Source organism: Planctomycetota bacterium, assembly GCA_035384565.1.
In the GTDB taxonomy this organism is placed as follows: domain Bacteria; phylum Planctomycetota; class PUPC01; order DSUN01; family DSUN01; genus DAOOIT01.
Genome location: DAOOIT010000002.1, coordinates 68589 through 86427 on the forward strand (window position 1 = coordinate 68589; position 17839 = coordinate 86427).

11 protein-coding genes are annotated in these 17839 nt (G+C 69.2%); 7 read left to right on the forward strand and 4 right to left on the reverse strand.

Annotated elements, in window-relative coordinates; genetic code table 11:
• Positions 1–91 precede the first annotated feature (91 nt).
• On the forward strand, positions 92–2383 hold the full coding sequence (locus PLE19_01050) for a DUF2961 domain-containing protein (GenBank protein HPD13504.1): 2292 nt from the start codon (positions 92–94) through the stop codon (positions 2381–2383).
• 112 nt (positions 2384–2495) lie between these two features.
• On the opposite strand, the gene PLE19_01055 is transcribed toward PLE19_01050, so the two are convergent.
• On the reverse strand, positions 2496–3749 hold the full coding sequence (locus PLE19_01055; protein ID HPD13505.1) for a Gfo/Idh/MocA family oxidoreductase: 1254 nt from the start codon (positions 3747–3749) through the stop codon (positions 2496–2498).
• A gap of 131 nt (positions 3750–3880) precedes the next feature.
• Between PLE19_01055 and PLE19_01060 the strand changes: the two genes are divergently transcribed.
• The 5 genes from PLE19_01060 to PLE19_01080 all read left to right on the forward strand — a co-directional run bounded on the left by PLE19_01060 (position 3881) and on the right by PLE19_01080 (position 10224).
• Positions 3881–4717 (forward strand): glycoside hydrolase family 16 protein, encoded by an 837-nt coding sequence (locus PLE19_01060; protein ID HPD13506.1) that lies wholly within the window; start codon positions 3881–3883, stop codon positions 4715–4717.
• An 89-nt stretch (positions 4718–4806) separates the two neighbouring features.
• The gene (locus PLE19_01065; GenBank protein HPD13507.1) at positions 4807–5538 is read left to right on the forward strand and encodes a hypothetical protein; all 732 of its coding nucleotides are present in this window, start codon (positions 4807–4809) and stop codon (positions 5536–5538) included.
• Between the two features lie 74 nt (positions 5539–5612).
• Complete coding sequence (locus PLE19_01070) at positions 5613–7826, forward strand: DUF4838 domain-containing protein (GenBank protein ID HPD13508.1); 2214 nt, start codon at positions 5613–5615, stop codon at positions 7824–7826.
• A gap of 11 nt (positions 7827–7837) precedes the next feature.
• Positions 7838–9562 carry a right-handed parallel beta-helix repeat-containing protein gene (locus tag PLE19_01075; GenBank protein HPD13509.1) on the forward strand — a complete coding sequence of 575 codons (1725 nt, stop codon included), beginning with the start codon at positions 7838–7840 and terminating at the stop codon, positions 9560–9562.
• Complete coding sequence (locus PLE19_01080; GenBank protein ID HPD13510.1) at positions 9559–10224, forward strand: YiiX/YebB-like N1pC/P60 family cysteine hydrolase; 666 nt, start codon at positions 9559–9561, stop codon at positions 10222–10224. The genes PLE19_01075 and PLE19_01080 overlap by 4 nt, the downstream gene beginning before the upstream one ends.
• A 13-nt stretch (positions 10225–10237) precedes the next feature.
• Here PLE19_01080 and PLE19_01085 read toward each other — a convergent pair whose 3' ends face one another.
• The 3 genes from PLE19_01085 to PLE19_01095 form a co-directional block, all read right to left on the reverse strand.
• On the reverse strand, positions 10238–11584 hold the full coding sequence (locus tag PLE19_01085) for a Xaa-Pro peptidase family protein (protein HPD13511.1): 1347 nt from the start codon (positions 11582–11584) through the stop codon (positions 10238–10240).
• A 97-nt stretch (positions 11585–11681) separates the two neighbouring features.
• Positions 11682–13631, reverse strand: a complete 1950-nt coding sequence (locus PLE19_01090; protein HPD13512.1) for a hypothetical protein — start codon at positions 13629–13631, stop codon at positions 11682–11684.
• Between the two features lie 175 nt (positions 13632–13806).
• Positions 13807–15186, reverse strand: a complete 1380-nt coding sequence (locus PLE19_01095) for an NAD-binding protein (GenBank protein ID HPD13513.1) — start codon at positions 15184–15186, stop codon at positions 13807–13809.
• Positions 15187–15534: 348 nt separating this feature from the next.
• Here PLE19_01095 and PLE19_01100 point away from each other — a divergent pair.
• The coding region (locus PLE19_01100; protein ID HPD13514.1) for a C25 family cysteine peptidase at positions 15535–17839 on the forward strand (2305 nt) is incomplete at its 3' end.

The window sequence follows — 17839 nt, forward strand, 5'->3', positions numbered from 1 at the left end:
GGCGCTGGCTTACGAGGCTCCGCTGGCCGGCGACGCTGCGACGCTGTTGGATTGGCGCTGGCTTGCGAGGCCGCTGGTGGGGCAAAGGGTGGTGAGCAACGACCCCTGGGGCAAGCGGAAGCTGGAGCCGACCGAAGGCGGCTTCGTCGCCCTCGACGTCCCCGGGCCTGGAGTGCTCGATCATCTGTGGACGCCATCGTCGGCCGGCGCCCTTCCCATCGTCGAGGCAGACGGCAAACGGCAGGAGCACCCGCCCGAGCCGTTGGCCTTCGAGGGCGGCGGGATGCGGCATCTCGTCGCGCCCATCGGCTTCCAGAATCGGTTGCGGGTCATTGCGGGCAAGCCGCAATACGCGCACTTCGCCAGCTACCGCGTGTTCCCCAAGGGCACGCCGGTGGCCGTGCCTGATGCCGAGAAGCTGAGGGCGGCAGCCGAAGCCTGGAAGATGGGCGGCTTCGGCCTGCACGAGGGCAAGCCATTCACAGAGCGCCCATTCGTGCTGCCTGCCCATGGCCGCGTCGTAGCGTTTGAGCAAGAGGGGAGCGGGGAGGTCGTTGCCCTTGAGTTCCACATGAACCCCGCTCTGACCGGCACGCTGCGGGAGGTCGTGGCCGAGTTCACCTGTGATGGGGCGATGGCTCCGTCGCTGCGCATGCCGTTGACCGACCTCGCCGGCGTGCCGCACCCGTGGCCGACCGGGCGCTGGGACCGCTATAACGGCGACCTGGCGGCCGGCCTGCGGTACCCGTGGTATCTGAACGCGCCGCGCGTCCATTTCCCCCAGGCCACGGTGCACTTCAACCTTCCCATTCCCTTCGCGCGCGGCTTGCGGATCGAACTGGTCAACCGCTCCAGCCTCACGCAGTTCGTGGGGCACACGCGGGCGGCCGTGCTGCCTCTGAGCGAGGACGAAGCGGCCCGCTGCGGGCGGCTGTGTGGCACGCGGCTCATCGCGCCCATTCGCCCCGCTGCCGAGCCCCAGCCCCTCGTCGCGTTGCCAGGGCCGGGCCAGGTCGTGGGCCTTGGGCTGTTCCTCACCGGCAACGCCTTCTGGCCGCCGGCCGTGCACGAGAGCTTTGTGTCGCTCGCGGCGGATGGCCGCGAGCCGGTCGTCGGCCATGGGTTGCTGCCCCTGTGGTTCCAGGGCATCTACGGCGGGCCGATCACCGGGCTGCCGCTCTGGAACCATCCGCGGCTGGAAGAAGGCTATGCAGGCGTGATGCGCCACTTCCTCACCGACCCCATTCTGTTCGAGCGCGAGGCCGTGTTCGGCTTCACGCCTGGGCCGAAGGCCGAGGGCGCGCCCACAAGCGGCACCGTGCTCGCCCTCTGGTATCGCTTCGGCCCGAAGCCCTACGAGGCGCCCGCGCTGCCCGACAGGGCGGAGCCGCTTCCACACTCCGTCTACCCCGACGAGGCTCCGCCGCCGACCTGGGCGGCGGAGGCCGAGGACCTCGCCCCAATGGCCACGGCCCACGAGACCGAGCTGCGCGTGGTGGAGGACACGGACCACAACTACCACCCGAACGGCGGGAAGTATCTGCACATCGTGGCCGACAGGCCGGGCGGTTACGTGGACTTTGCGGTGCGGTTGCCCGCCAGCCGCTACGTCGCCATCGGCGTCTACCCGCTCTGGGGGCCGGGGCGCGGGACGTTCGAGCTGGACCTCCTCTCGCGCGCGGAGGCGCGGGAGGGGCCGAGCTTTCCCCAGACCGATGCCTTCATTCAGGGGCGCATCCTCGGATCGGTGCCCGTGAAGGCGCCGGTGTTCACTGGCAACGCGCTCGACCTCCGCCGCGACCCCGGCTGCCACCGCACCCCGCCCATCCTCAATCCCGCTCCTGACCAGCAGGGTGTCCTCCGCCTGGTCTGCCAGGGAAAGCCGCTCGACAGCAACAGCCATCTGCTCAAGCTCGACCGCCTCCGCTGCGACACCCCGCCGCCGACGGCCCCTGGGTGGCACGAGTTCGAGGAGCTGCCGATGCCCGCCACCTCGGGCGGCCTCGTGGCCGCCGTGCCGAAGTACGGGCGGTTCGAGTGGTCGGGCTGGGGCGCCCTGCTCCTCGAGTCGCCCCCCGGCGGCAAGGCGGCGATGGTGGCGCTCGCGCCCACGGGCCCCGCTCGCCCGAGGGCGATCACGCTCAAGGGCTGCCTGGGGCCCGAGCAGGGGCGCTGGGCCGCGCGGGCCTGGGGGGAGGCGGCGGCCGCCGTCGAGCTCTCCCCGGGCAAGGATGCGGCCACCGTGGTCTCCTGGACCCTGCCCGCGGGCGCCCTGAGGCTGCCTGCCCCTGTCATCCTGGAGCTGACTTGCCTGGCGGCGGGGAAGGGGCAGGAGCGGGAGGCGAAGGCGCAGTTGGTTCTCGACGCCTGGGAGATGCCATAGAGGCTGCCTGTGCGGACCGGGCCGAACCCCCTCGGGCGGCGTGCAGGGCCGCGCCCCCTGCGCGGCGCGGTGGCGCGGCGCCGGGTCGGCGCGGCTGCTCTTCTTTCTGCGCCTATTGGCGCACCGTAATGACTCGCCCCGTCTTGCGCGCCTTCTCCGCTGCGAAGACGATGAGGTGGCTCTCGAGCGTCTCCTGCGGGCCGGACAGGACGAGGCCCGGGTCGCCCTTCGCCACGGCGGCCAGGAAGCTGTGCATCAGGCCGAAGTCGCCGCCGCCGTGGCCGCCCAGAATGCTGGGGTCGGGCGCGGTCGTGTCAATCTCCTGCGTGCGGTCGGTGAGGAAGTCGTAGTGGGTGAGCCTCGAGCCGTCGCCGTGGATTTCGCCGCGGGTGCCGAACAGGCGCGTGCGGCGGTTGCCGCCGCGGTTGAAGGCGGTCATGGTGAACGTGGCCGTGCGGCCGCCCGCGAACTCCATCGAGACGACCTGGTGGTCCACCACGTCGTTGTCGCAGGCGTAGACGCAGCGGCCGTAGGGGCCGGTGCGGAGGGCGTCGAGCACGCTCTCGCGCGTGGGCTGGGGCGTCAGCACGTCGAGCGGCCAGCCGAGGTGGCCGCGTTCGAGGCGGTCGCGGACGTAGATCTTCAGTGCGGAATAGGGGCAGGCGGCCTCCACGGGGCAGTCGAGGCAGCGGGCCGTGGCGCCCCGGGGCGCCTCCTCCTTGCGGAAGTGCTTGAGCGTGCCGAACGAGGCCACGCGGCAGCAGGGCACGCCCATCATGTAGCGAATCCAATCGAGGTCGTGGCACGACTTGGCCAGTAGCATGGGCGAGGACAGGGCGGAGTTGCGCCAGTTGCCGCGCACGAACGAGTGGGCCTGGTGCCAGTAGCCGACCGGCTCGAGGTGCTGAAGGCTCACGAGGTCGCCCACCGCGCCCGCGTCGAGCAGGGCCTTGAGCTTCTGCGTGTAACGCGTGTAGCGCATCACGTGGCCCACGGCGAACACGACCCCCGCCTTCGTCACCGCCGCCACGATGCGGCGGCAGTCGCGCTCGCTCGGCGCCATCGGCTTCTCGAGCAGGATGTGGTAGCCCTTGCGGGCCAGCGCGATGGCGGGGCCGGCGTGCATGTCGTCCTGCGTGGCCACCACGGCCGCGTCGGCGAAGCGCTTGCGGCGGGCCAGCGCCCGCCAGTCGGTGAACACGTGCTGCTTCGGAATGTCGTGAACGCGCGCGAGGTTCTCGCGGTAGTAGTCGCGCGGCTCGGCCACGCCGACCACCTTCGCCTCGTCCGGGTACTTCGCGGCGTACGACGCATAGCCGGTGCCTCGGCCGCCGGCTCCCACGATCACCAGGGTCACGGGGGGCATAGGCTCTCCTTTCCGCGGGGTCCGCTGCGCACGCAGCCTATCATACGTCTCGGTTCCCTGCAATACGGAGACGCTGGGCCACTTGCTTGTCTGGGCTTGCCTGGCTAGGATGGGGGCGAAAGGAGCGTGCCATGCAGATGAGAGTGTGTGCGCTGCTCAGCCTGATCGCCCCATGCGTGTTCGCTGCCGAGGAGGCCCCGATGAAGCCCAGGCTCGACCCGCCCGATGCCTTGCCCCCCGCGCCCGAAGGCCAGACCTGGAAGCTGGTCTGGCACGACGAGTTCGAGGGCGACAAGGTGGACGAGAGCAAGTGGGAGGTGACCGACTGCCCCCGCCGCGCGGGGCGCTGGTCGCCCAAGGCCGTGGCGCTCGACGGCAAGGGCAGCCTGGTGATCCGGACGCTCAAGGAGGGCGACACGTACCTCGACGGCTGCGTGCGCACACGGGGCAAGTTCGAGCACGCCTTCGGCTACTACGTGGCCCGCATCCGCCTCCAGAGGCAGCAAGGGCACTGGTCGGCCTTCTGGATGTTCGGCAGCGGCGTGACCACCGTGGGCAACGAGGGGATGGACGGCACCGAGATTGACATCATGGAGAAGCCCTGGCTCGACGACCGCGTGCAGCACACCCTGCACTGGGACGGCTACGGCAAGGACCACAAGTCCAAGGGCCACGTCTCCCGCAACCCCGGCATCATGGAGGGCTGGCACACCTACGGCCTGCTCTGGACGCCCGACGAGTACGTCTTCTATGTGGACGGCCAGGAGACCTGGCGGACGAACGCCGGCGGCGTGTGCCAGGTGCCGCTCTACCTCAAGCTCAGCGACGAAGTGGAATTGAAGGGCTGGGCCGGCGAACTCGCCAAGGCCAAGCTGCCCGACGAGTTCCTCACCGACTACGTCCGCGTCTACGACCTGGTGGACGCGAAGACGGGGCAAGTGGTTTGGAAGCCCAAGCCGCTGAAGTAGAGAGGCGGTGTTGGGTGTTCGGTGTCAGGTGTTCGGGTACGGAATGGTAGGGCGTGCATACTTGCACGCGGAACCCAGAGGGGACGCGGATGAAACGCGCGGCCGCTGCGAGCCAGGAGACGCTGTGCCGCGAGGCGACGGGGCTGGTGCGCAGTCTGGGGCTGATGAAGCTGGCGCGCGGCGTGGGCCGCGCGTGGCTCGTCGGCAGCGTGCCGCTCAAGCTGATCGTCAAGCCCGACATTGACATCCACGTGCTCGTGCCCCGCCGCGTGAGAAACCGCGAATCGCCCGAATCTGGCGAATCAGGAATCCGAGCGGCCCATTCGCGTGATTCGCAAGATTCGCGGTTTGCAGCCTGGTCTGGCCTCGACGCCCCCGAGGTGCCCGCCGCGCTCGCCATCGCCAAAGGGCTGCTGGAGCGCGGAATCCACAGGCTCGAACTCCTGCGCTTCCTCTTCCGCGACGCCGTGAAGATCGGCTTCGATACCCGTGTCGGCGAGCGGACCTGGCACGTGGACGTGTGGGTGACGAGCGACCCCGAGAACCTGGGCACGGGGCCGACCCGCTGGGTACGGCGGCGGTTGACGCCTGAGTTGCGGGCGGCTATCCTCAAGCTCAAGCGCTACTACGCCAAGCGCGACATGTGCCGCTTCGGGATGTCGGGCGAACTCTACAAGGCGGTGATCCAGGCCGGCGTGCGCACCCCGCGCCAGTTCCTCGCATACGCCCGAACCCACGAGCTGAACTACACCGACGTCCTGCGGATGCTCGAAGCCGACGCCCGCACCTGGGGACGCCGCGCCAGCAAGAGGAGCCAGTGATGCAAGAGATGGGTAGGGTGTGCATACTTGCACACCATCTTCGCAGTGCCTCCCGTCCAATCCCGCGTGCAAGCATGCACGCCCTACCAGTTCTCGGCCTGCTGCTCGCGGCGACGGCGTGGGGCGTGGAGATCGTGCGGGAGGGGAAGCCGCTCGGCGCGGTGTGGCACGCGGGCGATGCGAAGGAGGCCGCTGCCGATGCCGCCGAGTTCATCGCCAGGATGTCAGGCGCGAACCTCGACACGAAGGTCGCCGCGGCGGGCGAGCGGCCCCCCGCGGGCGAGCCGGCCATCGTGCTGGGCGCTCTGGCGCTGGAGATGGGCCTCAAGCCCCCGCCGAAAACCGTCTCGCTCGACGGCTATTGCCTCCAGACAAAGGGCAGCCACCTGCTTGCGGCCGGCGAATCGCCCCTCGCCACCCGTTTCGCCGTCACGCATTTCCTCGAGGCCCTCGGCTGCCGCTGGTTCATGGCCAACAGGCTGGGCGAGGTGATCCCCGAGCTGAAGACCATCTCGCTCGACGGCTTCGACGCGAGCGAGAAGCCCGACTTCCTCTACCGCAACGTCTGGAACTTCGTGCCGCAGGCCCGCTCGCGCCTGGGCGGAGTTGACCTGCCCAACCGCCACGACTGGGAGCACGTGCCGCCCGACAAGTATTTCAAGGACCACCCCGAGTACTACGCCCTCCGCGGGGGCGAGCGGCGGCCCGGCGGCTGGCTGTGCACGAGCCACCCCGACGTTGCCCGCCTGTTCGCCGAAGCCTACGTCGCCAAGGCGAAGAAGGGGCTGAAGGCCGACACCATCTCGCCGCCCGACGGCCGCGGCTTCTGCGAGTGCGACAAGTGCAGGGCCCTCGATGTGCCCGGCTACATCGAGCCCAGCTCCGGCACCCTCTCGATGTCCGACCGCTACGTCCGCTTCTTCGACGCCGTCGGCCAGCAGGTGGCCCGCGACGCGCCCGGCTTCATCCTGAGCTTCTACTGCTACTCCGACTACACGCTGCCGCCGAAGACCGTGAGCAAGGTCGCGGGCAACCTCTGCGCCTGGGTCACGACCATCCGCTTCTGCCGCATCCACGGCGTCAACAACCCCCGCTGCGAATCGCGCCAGCGCTACAAGGCCGTCGTCGAGGCCTGGGCCAAGCTCATGCAGACCGCCTGCTACGACTACAACTACAACCTCGCCGAGGTCACGGTGCCCATCTCCAAGATCGCCTACATGAAGGAGAACATCCCCTTCCTCAAGAGCACCGGCTGCTGGGGCATCAACCTGGAGTCCATGTCGGCCTGGAACCTCTACGGCCCCCACACCTATCTGGCCAGCCGCCTGATGTGGAAGGCCGATGCCGACGCGGACGCCATCCTCGACGACTACTACGCCAAGCTCTTCGGCAAGGCCGCGCGCGACGTGAAAGCCTATTGGGAGCGGATTGACAAGGCGGTGCGCGAGGCCGACGTCCACGTCGGCTCCTTCCACGGCGTCCACGCCATCTGGACCCCCGACCTCGTGAAACAATGCGAGGCCGACCTCGACGCCGCGGCAAGGGCCGCCGAGAATGATGTCGAGCGCGAGCGGGTCACGCTCTTCCGCTCCGGCCTCGAGAGCGCCCGCTTCTTCCTCGCCGTCCGCGACGCCATCAACCGCTGCGACTTCGCGGCGGCCAAGACCGCCTTCGACGCCTGGCTGAAGCACATGGACGACGCCTTCGCCAGGCAGTACAGCACCATGGGCGGCTACAAGCGCGGCTACGCCGAATGGTTCCTCAAGCCCGTCATCGAGAGCGGACTCGCCCGCACGACCGGCGAGCGCACGCTCGTGGCCCAACTGCCCGACGAGTGGGACTTCCGTTACGACCCCGCCGACGGTGGCGAAAAAGAGGGCTGGTTCAAGGCCGAAGTCGCTGCCGATGGCTGGCAGAAGGTGAAGACCTACTCCGCCACCCTCAACGAGCAGAAGGTGCCCGAACAGCTCACCTGGATGTGGTACCGCACGCGGCTCAAGGCGCCCGACGCCCTGCCCGCCGGCCCGCTGCACCTGTGGTTCGGCGAGGTGGACGGCAGCCCGACGAAAGTGTGGGTGAACGGGGAGCTCGTGGGCGAGTTCACCGGCGCCCGCAAGCCCAGCGAGGTCGAGGTCACGGGCAAGCTGCTCGCGGGCAAGGAGAACCTTGTCGTGGTCAAGACCGGCCACCTGAGCATCAGCGAGCTGATGCTCGGCGGCATCGTGCGCCCCGCGATGCTCTACGCCGGCCCCAAGCCCGAGCCGCCCGCGAAGGCACGGAATCAATGAGGAAGGCAGGAATGCAGAAAAGGAAACTCCTTGCTGTGGTGGGCGCGCTGGTCGTGGCCATGCAAGCCAGCCGCGCGGCGAGCTTCTTCGTTGCGCCCGACGGCACGGCGCAGGGCGACGGCACCCGCGAGAAGCCATTCAGCCTCGCAGCCATCCCCCGCGAGAAGCTCAAGCCCGGGGACGAGGTGGTCTTCCTTGATGGCGTCTACAAGGGCACCTTGAGCATCTCGTCCATCGGCAACGAGAAGGGGCCGATCGTCTACCGCGCCGCGAACCGCCACCGGGCGATCCTCGACGGCGGCACGCCCGTCGCCGGCTGGCAGAAGGCGCCCAACCTCGCGGGCGTGTGGACCTGCCGAATGAACGCCGTGCCCGAGCGCTTCCTCGTGAACGGCGAAGGGCTCATCCCCTCCACCTCGCGCTGGCGGCGCGACGGCAAGGAGTCCCTCGATGAGGGGATGTTTGCCAGCGAGAAGATAGAGCGCGACCCCGACGTGCTGGAGGAGGACAAAGGCGGGGCGAGAAACCGCGAATCGGGCGAATCAGGAGAACGCCCGGCCCATTCGCGGGATTCGCGGGATTCGCGGTTTGCCGGCTCCCGCTTCCTCGTCCACATCCGCCCCTGGGCCGGGGCGGAGCCCAAGGAAGTCTTCGCCCTTTCCGGCACCATCCTGCATGTGAGCGGCGCGTACAACATTGTGGACGGCTTCCTGGTCCGCCGCGGGGTCATCGGCATCGGCCTCGGCGGCAAGCTGGTCCACACCTACAAACAGGAGGCGGGCACGTACCTCGACATCTCGGGCCTCGCCAACAACTCCTATGGCTCGTTCAACATCGTCCGAAACTGCATCGTCCGCGACATGATGGGCTGCGGCATGACCTCCAACGAGAGCCGCTTCAACCTGATCGAGGACTGCGTGATCTATAACGCGGGCATGGGCCAGGGCGACCACGGCATCTATATCTCGCAGGGCGCCGAAAACCTCGTGCTGCGGCGAAACGTCTGGTGGCGCACCAGCGGCGGGGCGATCCACATCTATTCGGGCACCGGCGTGGATAGCCCGCGCAATATCGTGGTCGAGCGAAACGTCTTCGGCCCCGACAAGCGCAACCGCTGCTTCCCGCTCGCCGGCCGCAAGAGCGCGGCGGTCTACGTTTGGGGCGGCAGCCGCTGGGCGGGGGGCAACCGCATTGTCCACAACCTCGTCCTCGGCCCGGTGGACCGCGCGATGTCGGTCCACAAGTGCCACTTCAACCTGATCGCCCACAACACGCTCGTCGGCAGCGACGGTGCGCCGGTCCAGATCGGCGAGAGCTTCGGCAATCTCATCCTCAACAACATCCTCGAATACGCCCCCGGCGGCGAGGCGCATCCTGGCGGCTATGTGAACTTCCTCGACGACGCCCGCGGCCCGGCCCTCAACACCGTGCGGGGTAACCTGCTGCTGCCGCGCGGCGACGGGGGCAAGGAGGTGCCTGCCTGGGCGCTGGCGAGCAAGTTCGCGGCGGCCGACCCGTTCGTTGACAGAGCGAAGTTCGACTTCCGGCTCAAGCCCGACAGTCAAGCCATCGGCCTGGGCATTCCTTTCCCGCATCTCACCCCCGAGGGGAAGGACAAGGCCCCCTCCGCCGGCGCCCTGGAGCCCGGCGACGAGGTGTTCGGCGAGAAAGGCAAGTTCCCCGAGATTCCCCAATGGCTTCTCGACGAATGGCCGCTCTCGAGGCGCGGCCAGTGAAGCGCATCCTCTCCGTCGTCGCGCTCGCCTGCGCTCTGGCCGGCTGCCAGCAGTTCGGCGGGCGGTTCACACCCGAGCCCGGCGACCTGCTGTTCCAGGACCTCGATGCCGGGCCGCTGTGCGACGCCATTGAGGCGGTGACCGAGGGGGTTGGTGGAGCCAAGTTCTCCCACGTGGGCATCGCCGCCCGCTCGAACGACGGGCGGGCCATCGTCATCGAGGCGGGTGGGGGCGGGGTGAAGACGACCTCGCTCGAGCAGTTCCTCGCACGCAGCCGCGACGCCCGCGGCCGCCCGAAAGTGGTCGTGGGGCGCCTGCGGCCCGCCTATCGCCACCTGATCCCCCGGGCGCTCGACGAGGCCGTCGCGCTCCTGGGCAAGCCCTACGACAAGGTCTTCGCCATCGGTAACGACGGCTTCTATTGCTCAGAACTGGTCTACGAAGCGTTCCGGCGGGCGAACGGCGGGCAGCCGCTCTTCGACCTGGCGCCCATGACCTTCCGCGACCCCGCGACCGGCGCGACGCTGCCCACCTGGGCCGACTACTTCCGCAAGCTCGACGCCCCGGTCCCCGAGGGGCAGCCGGGCATCAACCCCGGCGGCATCTCGCGCTCGTCCGCGATCCGGATCATCCACGCCTACGGCCGGCCGACGGGGTGGTGAGCGGCGCACCGGCTCAGGCTCTCCCCCGCATCGCGGCCTCGACGGCGTCGAGATCGAGCGGGGCGAGGGCAGTGAGGTTCTCGATGCCCGTCTCCGTCACGGCCACGGTGTCCTCGCAGCGGATGTAGACCTTCTCCTCGGGCACCCACATCTGCGGGTCCACCGAGAAGACGACGCCCGGACGCAAGGGCTGGGCGCGATAGGGGCCGTCGTCGTGGACGGCCATGCCGACCGGGTGCGAGAGGTGGCCCTTGAACTCCAGCGCCCGGCGGGCCGCCGCCTCGTAGATGGGCTTCGAGAACCTCGTGCGCTCGACCACCTTCGCCATCGCCGCAGCGGCCTCGGCGTGAATCTCGTCCGCCGTCCGGCCCGGGCGGATGAGAGGCAGAAGGGTCTTGTGGTACTCGACGATGAAGCTGTACAACTCGCGCTGCCAGGGGGCATACGCGCCGCCGACGGGCCAGATGCGGCCGATATCGCTCGTGTAGTAGTGGTAGTCGGGCGCTACGTCCATCAACACGATATCGCCGTCCTGCATCACGGCGTCGTTGCGGTTGTAGTGGCCGTGCCACATGTTGGCCCCCGAGGCGATGATGGCGGCGTAGCCCTCGCCGCGGGCACCGTGGCGAATGTAGAGGCCGACCGCGATGGCGGCCAGCTCGCGCTCGACCATGCCCGGCTTCGTCGCTCGCATGGCCTCGGCGACGGCCAGCGCCGTCAGCTCGCCCGCGCGGCGCAGGAGGGCCACCTCGCGCGTGCTCTTGACGGAGCGGAGCGTGTCGAGGGTGGGCGTGAGGTCGCGAAGCTCCAGCCTCGGCAGGCGCGCACGCAGCAGGGCGATGAGGTGCTGCTCGCGGCTCAGGCGGCCGTCCCACGGGTCGCTCGCCGCCGATCGCTCGGCGTGGAGCATGGAGCCCCGGCTGGCCGTGCGGCCCTCGGTCGGGCGGAACGGGGTGTAGAGCACGCTCACCTGCTGAAGGTGGCCGGCAAGCGCTTCGGGCGGGTGGACGCTGTCCACGCCCGTCAGGCGCTTGACCAGGTCGGCGTCCTCGGCGGCGAGTGATGGGCCTTCGGCGGCCGCCTGCTCGGGGCGGTGGGGCAGGAAGAGCCGCGCCTTGCGGCTCCGCCCGTCGAGGAACAGGTATGCGTGCGGCACCTCGATGCCACAACAATAGTAGAACTCGTTGGACTGTCGGAAGACCTCCATTCCGCCCTGCTGCGGCGCGCCCTGGATCAGGGCGTGGGCCTCGGGGCCGATGGCGTCGAAAACCTTCGCCCATCGCTCCTGGAACTCTTCGGGCGGGAAGTCGGTCTGGAACAGCTTGCTCTCGGCCGCATTGGCCTCAGTCTGTGGTGCCATGCAAACTCCTCGAACCGTGGCTTGTGGACACAACACGAGAGGATGATTGGATGGGTGGATAAATGGATGATTGCCCGGCACTCATCCACCCATCCATTCATCCATTCATTCCCCATTGGACCCTCGCCACACTGTGGGGCGGCAGTGAGACCACGAGTTGCCCCTCCGGCCCGCGCCGCACGGCGAGCCGCCGGCGGCGAAACACGGAACCGGGGCGGTAGTTGCTGGCTGTGAGGAGACAGGCCTCCCGCGGGGCAGAGACGCCCCGCCCACAAGGGAGTGTCTGGGCGCCCGCCAGCGAGATCGCCGCCTCGCGGGCGGCGTCGGGGCTGCGATTGACGAGGGTGACGGTGAGCTGCCCGGTGCGCGGGTTGCGCGAGGCAACTATATCGAGGTCGTCGCCTTCCGGCGAGGGCTCAATGTCGAGCAGTTCATTGCCGTGGTGGGCCTTGAAAAGCGCGTGGACCTGGCCGGTGGGCGTGAGCCGCGCGGAGGCCGGCTCGACGAGGATGGCGCCCTCGTTGACCGGCTCGAAGTAGGCGCCGATAGCGACGCCGAGCTTGCGCGCCTCGCGGCACAGGTGGCCGAGCATGAGCGCCGCGTAGATGCCCTCGGCCACGCCCGGCTCGCGATACCAGGCGTACCACACGTTCCACTCGTCGAAGGCGATGCCGATGTTCTTGTCGCGGCGGGGGCTTTCGGCGATGAGGTCGCGGATGTCGAGCATGGTGAGGCGCGTCTCGCCCGTGTAGCCCTCGCCGCGGGCGCGGGTGTGGAAGATGATGTCGGGGCACGAGGCGAGGTGGCGGAACTCGGCCTCCCCCTCCGCACCCTCGAACCGCCGCATGAGAGTATTGTAGGTGTGGTGTGAGATGTTCTGATAGTAGTCCTCCTCGAAGGCCAGGAGGCCCTGGTACCACTGCTCGCTCCAGCCGGTGGACGACGTGAAGACGAGGCCGGGGCTGACGGCGCGCATCGCGCGGGCGCAGTCGGCGGCCAGGCGGCTGTACTCGCGGGGCGTGTTGGGGCCTTTCATGTGCGAGTAGCCCATCTCGTTGCCGAGGGTCCAGTGCCGCACATTGTAGGGTTGCGGGTGGCCGCGTTCGGCGCGCAGGCGGCCCCACTTCGTCTCGGGGCCGCCGTTGCAGTACTCGACCCAGGCGGCGGCCTCCTCGACGCCCTCCAGGCTCATGTTGATGGTGAGGAACGGCTCGGCGCCCAGCTCGCGGCAGAGGGCGAGGAACTCGTCGGTGCCGATCTCGTGGTCGTCGAACCCGTCGGTATGGGGCAGCGTCTCGATGAAGGCGCTCTTCAGCGGCGCGCGGCGGTCCACGGGCAGCAGGCCGTCCTGCCAGCGGTAGTCGCCGGCGAAGTTGCCCCCCGGCCAGCGCAGGAGCGGCATGCCGATTTCTTTGAGCAGCTTGACCACGTCGCGGCGCAGGCCGTGGAAGTGGTCGGCGGGCAGGAGCGAGGCCGTGCCTACGTAGAGCACGCCCGGCCCCTGAAACGTGATCTCGAGGCGCGCGTCGGCCGTGGTGGCCGGGGCGGCGAAGCCGAAGTCCACCTCCGCCCATCCAGCGGCGTTGGCCTTGAAGCGGGCAGGGTTCGGCGCCTTGCCCGAGATGCGGACGCTCACCGCCAGATCGCGGTCGGCGCGGAGCGCGAGGCGACCGACGTAGCGCCGCCCGCGCACGAGCGGGATGCCGCGCTGGGCGATGCCGCAGCGGGCCTTCGTGAAGCACTCGACCCGCTGCCGCTGGCAGGCCGAGCCGTTCCGCGCGTCATAGTGCCTGGTGAACGGATCGCCGTCAGTCGCCTTGTAGCCGCCCTGCATTTCGAGCAGGAACCAGCTCTGGCGCGAGCCGGCCGGCTGCCAACCGTTGGCGAGGCCATTGTGTTGCGGCATGCCGGCGAACTTGCGGTTGCGGAGAAGCTGGGCGCTCAGGCCGCGCCAGAGGCAACTCCGCGTGTGCTCGAGGTTATGGCCGAACCACAGCGGGGAAATCTCGCCCGCCGTCCGCGCGGGATTCACCAGGAATTCCGTCATCGGGCCCCCTGTCTTATCGCAGGATCGCGGCGCGGTGGCTGTCGACTCTACCCGCGGCGGCGTCTCCCTGCAGAGAGGTCCGCCGGCGTCCATTGTGGCGAACAGCCCCGCCGTGTCAAGCGAGGAGGAGAGCCCCACGCAAGGCCGGGCGGCGCTACGGGGCGCCGGCGCGCCCTCACGGCGTTGCACCCGCGCCGCGCTGGAGGATGAAGGCCGCGCGACAGGTCTCATCGAAGAGGCGGAAGGCGTGCAGGTTCTCGAACGCGCCGCCCTCGGCCCTGAGGCGGCCTAGGAGCTCCGACAGCCCATGGCCCTCATGGAGGCGCACAACGACGGGCACGTTGCGGCCGAGATCGCGCAGCCGGTGGTGGGCGATCAGCGCGGCCGAGAGGCTCTCCGCGTCCTCGGGCAGGCACACGTAGACGATGGTGGCGCGGCAGACCCCGTACTCGTCGGCCAGGAACTCGGCCCGCTGGAACTGGGGCGTGGCGACGCCCATCTGGCGCGGCAGGAGGACGCACGTGCGGTCGAGCCCGGGGTACCGGAACTTGAGGGCCGCCACGCTGGCCTCCGCCTGCTCGTCCACCACGGTGATATGGGGACGCGCCCCGGCGGCATGTGGGTGGCCGCGCCAGGCATGCGCGGCGCGCACAATGAGGCTCTGGCCCAGGCGCCCGAGGCCCACGACCACGAGCTGCGGCTCCTGGCCCTCGGCGGCGGCGAAGGGCGGGTGGGCCTGAAGCAGGGCCTCGGCCCCGCGCTCGTAGACATTGAAGAATTGCAGCCGAAAGGCGTCGGGCCGCTCGGCGCGGGCCTGGGTCTCGCGAAGTACACGGCACAGCTCGCGGTCGTTGATGTGGGCGTAGCACTCCAGGGCGCCGCCCTGGCGCCCGCGCACCAGTCCCTCCGCCCGCACGGCGATCTCGGTGTTGACCCCGTCGTCGTTGGTCAGGGCGATCAGGTATCGCGCCATCGGCACCCGCGCCTGGCGCAGCATCTCCGGCTCGCTGGCATCCCCCACCACCACGACGGCGCCGAAGCCGCGGCACTGGCTGATGAACTCGTTGGCAGGGTCCGACTCGATGACCGCCACCAGGTGGCCGCGCTCGCGGAAGTCCCGCGCCAGCAGCATGGCCTTGCGCCCCAGGCCGCAGATCACCACGTGGCCGCGGGCGCGGCGGAGCCACAGCAACTGCGATTGCCGGGCGAAGAGCATCACCATCGTCTGGAACACGGTGTAGAACATCACCCCCGGCGCGAGAAAGCGAGCGACCTCGAGCGCCCAGTTCACCGCCAGGGGATTCGAGATGTTGCGCGCGCTGAGCTTGAACAACTCCAGGGTCGAGTGGAGCGTGTGCCAGAAGGTCGTCGGCCGGCCGGTGTCGGCGAAGTGTCTGGCGTACCCCAGGTGGCCCAAGAGCAGGGCGGCAAGCCACAGGATGGCGAGGATGCCCCACTTGACGCGCGGGTTGCCGCTGAAGAGGACCCGCCGCGCCCAGTAGCGGGTCCCGGCCGGCGCGTCCGGGTGGCGGCCAGTATCTGCCTCGCTCGTCATCGTGCACCCCCATTGCCGCCGAGCCGCACGCCGGCTCGCCATGGGCAACCGCCACCCCGTCCGAGCGCTCGCGGGCGCCCCTCTCACGCGTGGCCCCGCCGGAGCCGGTCGGCCCAAACACCTTCTTATGATACTCCGAATCAAGAGCTTACGCCAGAGTAAGGTTCCTTCCTCTTGATATCAGCAGGCAGTGCGGTATAATCGTAGAAGAGATTTCGTGGGACGGTCGGGGAGTGTCTGCGGCGCGGTTGGAGCTGTCGGCGTTGGCCAGGGGGGAGGGCGGTTCTGGGCTCCAGAGGTTCAGGACGCCAACGCTGGCGGACCCTAGCAAGAAACAAGGAGACGAGCATGCTGTGCCGGCGGCTTGCGGCGCAGTGGGTGTTCCTTCACATCCTGGCGAGCCTGGCCCTGTGCGCGCAGGCGGGCGCGGCTGCCGCGCCGCCGCAGGGCCAGCAGGCGATCACCCTCGCCTACGACTTCGAGAGCCCCCAGATGAGCGCGGCCGGCGACCACACGCGCCTGGCCATGCCCGGCTGCGGCCGGACGCGCCGCGTGGGCGAGCCGGCGTTGCCCTTCCGCCTCGCGCGCGTGCTCCTGCCCCTGGGCTGCACGGTCACAGGGGTCGAGGCCCGCCTGACGGGGCCGGCCAGATCGTTGGACGTGGCTCGCCCGGTGGAGTTCGGGCGCGTGGCGGTGCCTTTCGGGGCCGATGCGGCCCGCGTGGCCGCGGCCCGGGCCGCCGATAGGCCCAGGCCCGAGGTCTACAACTCCAACAACCCCTATCCCCAGCAGCGGGCCGAGCTGCTGTCGGTCCAGCGGATGTGCGGTTACGACATCGCGCTGATCCGCATCTTCCCGGTCCAGTACACCCCCAAGGCCAGAAAGCTCCTCTTCTCGCCTTGTATCGAGCTCACCGTGCACATAGCGCCACAGGGGGGCAAGGCCGCGGCGAATACGACCCTTCGGCGCTCGAAGGCCGATGCCGCCCGCGTGGCCGCGCTGGTGGACAACCCCGAGGCTCTGCCCGAGCAGCCCGCGGAGCCCAGCGCTCCGGCACCCACCGGCGGCCCGCAGCCGGCTGAGGGCCCCTACGACTATCTCCTCGTCACCGGCTCCTCGCTCCTCAGCTCCTTCCAGCCGCTCCTCAATCACCGCACCGCCCAAGGCCTGCGCGTGAAGGCCGAGGCCATCGAGAACATCGTCAATAGCTATGCGGGCGTAGACACCGCCGAGAAGCTCCGCAACTACATCATCTACGCCTACACGAACTGGGGCATTCAGTACGTGCTCCTCGGTGGCGACGTCGGCGTCATCCCCGCCCGCGGCGTCTACGGCAAGGTGTCGGGCGCCGCCGCCCTGGGCGACTATGTGGACAACAGCATCCCCTGCGACCTCTACTATGCCTGCCTCGATGGCCCGTGGAACTTCGATGGCGACGCCCTCTGGGGCGAGCCCAACGACGGCGCCGGCGGCGGCGACGTGGACCTCGTGCCCGAGGTCTACCTGGGCCGCGCCGCCGTGGACACCGTGGCGCTCACCCAGCAGTTCGTCGCTAAGACCATTGCCTACGAGACGACTCCCCACCCGCACCCCGACACGGCCCTCTTCCTCGCCGAATCCCTCGGCGGCGGGGCCGAGGGCGGCGACGGCCTCGACCCTCTCCTGCCTCATTTCTCGAACTACACGGTGAACTGGCTGGACGACCGCGTAGCCTACTGGAGCGCCACCCAATGCCTCCAAGCCCTCAACAACTCGCCGCACCTCGTCGCCCATTGCGGCCACACCAACTGGAACTACGCGCTGCGCCTGAGCAACAGCAACCTCTCCTCGCTCACCAACACGGGACTGTTTCTCGTCAACAGCATCGGCTGCTATCCCGGCGCCTTCGACTACTCGGACTGCTTCGCCGAGGTCCTGCACCTGCTTAACGGCGTCGGCGCCTTCGCCGTCGTCATGAACTCGCGCTACGGCTGGTACAACCCTTACGCCGAGTGGATGTTCAGCGGTGAGTTCCAGAAGACCTTCTTCAATAACCTGCTCACCAAAGGCTACAACCGCATCGGGGTGGCCCATCAGCGCTCCAAGACCGACATGCTCGGCAGCGTCGAGCACGTCGAAGGCCCCGATGGCATGGTCTACCGCTGGTGCTACTTCGAGCTCACCCTCTTCGGCGACCCTTACACCGCCGTCACCACTGCCACCTCGCCCCAGAATCTTACCGTCAAGTCCTTCGACGCCACCCCCACTGTCAATAATTACTTCACCGGCCTCAACGTCACCGTCAACCCGGCGCCGAATGGCGTCACCGAGTTCACCCGCAGTTACCCACGCGGTTCCAATGTTGCCCTCACAGCGCCCCCCACCTACGGCACGGTCCCCTTCCGCCGCTGGAAGCTGGACGACGTGGACCAGCCGGTCGGGCAAACCACGCTCACGGTCGCCATGACCGCCAATCGCACGGCGGTGGCCGTCTACGTCGGACCTGGCATCATCGTTCAGCCCACCTCGGGCCTCAAGACCACGGAGGCCGGCGGCACCGCCCAGTTCACGGTCGCCCTCGCCACGCAGCCGACGGCCAACGTCACCATTGGCCTTTCTTCGAGCGACCCGAGCGAGGGGACGGTCTCGCCCACGAGCCTGACCTTCACGCCGG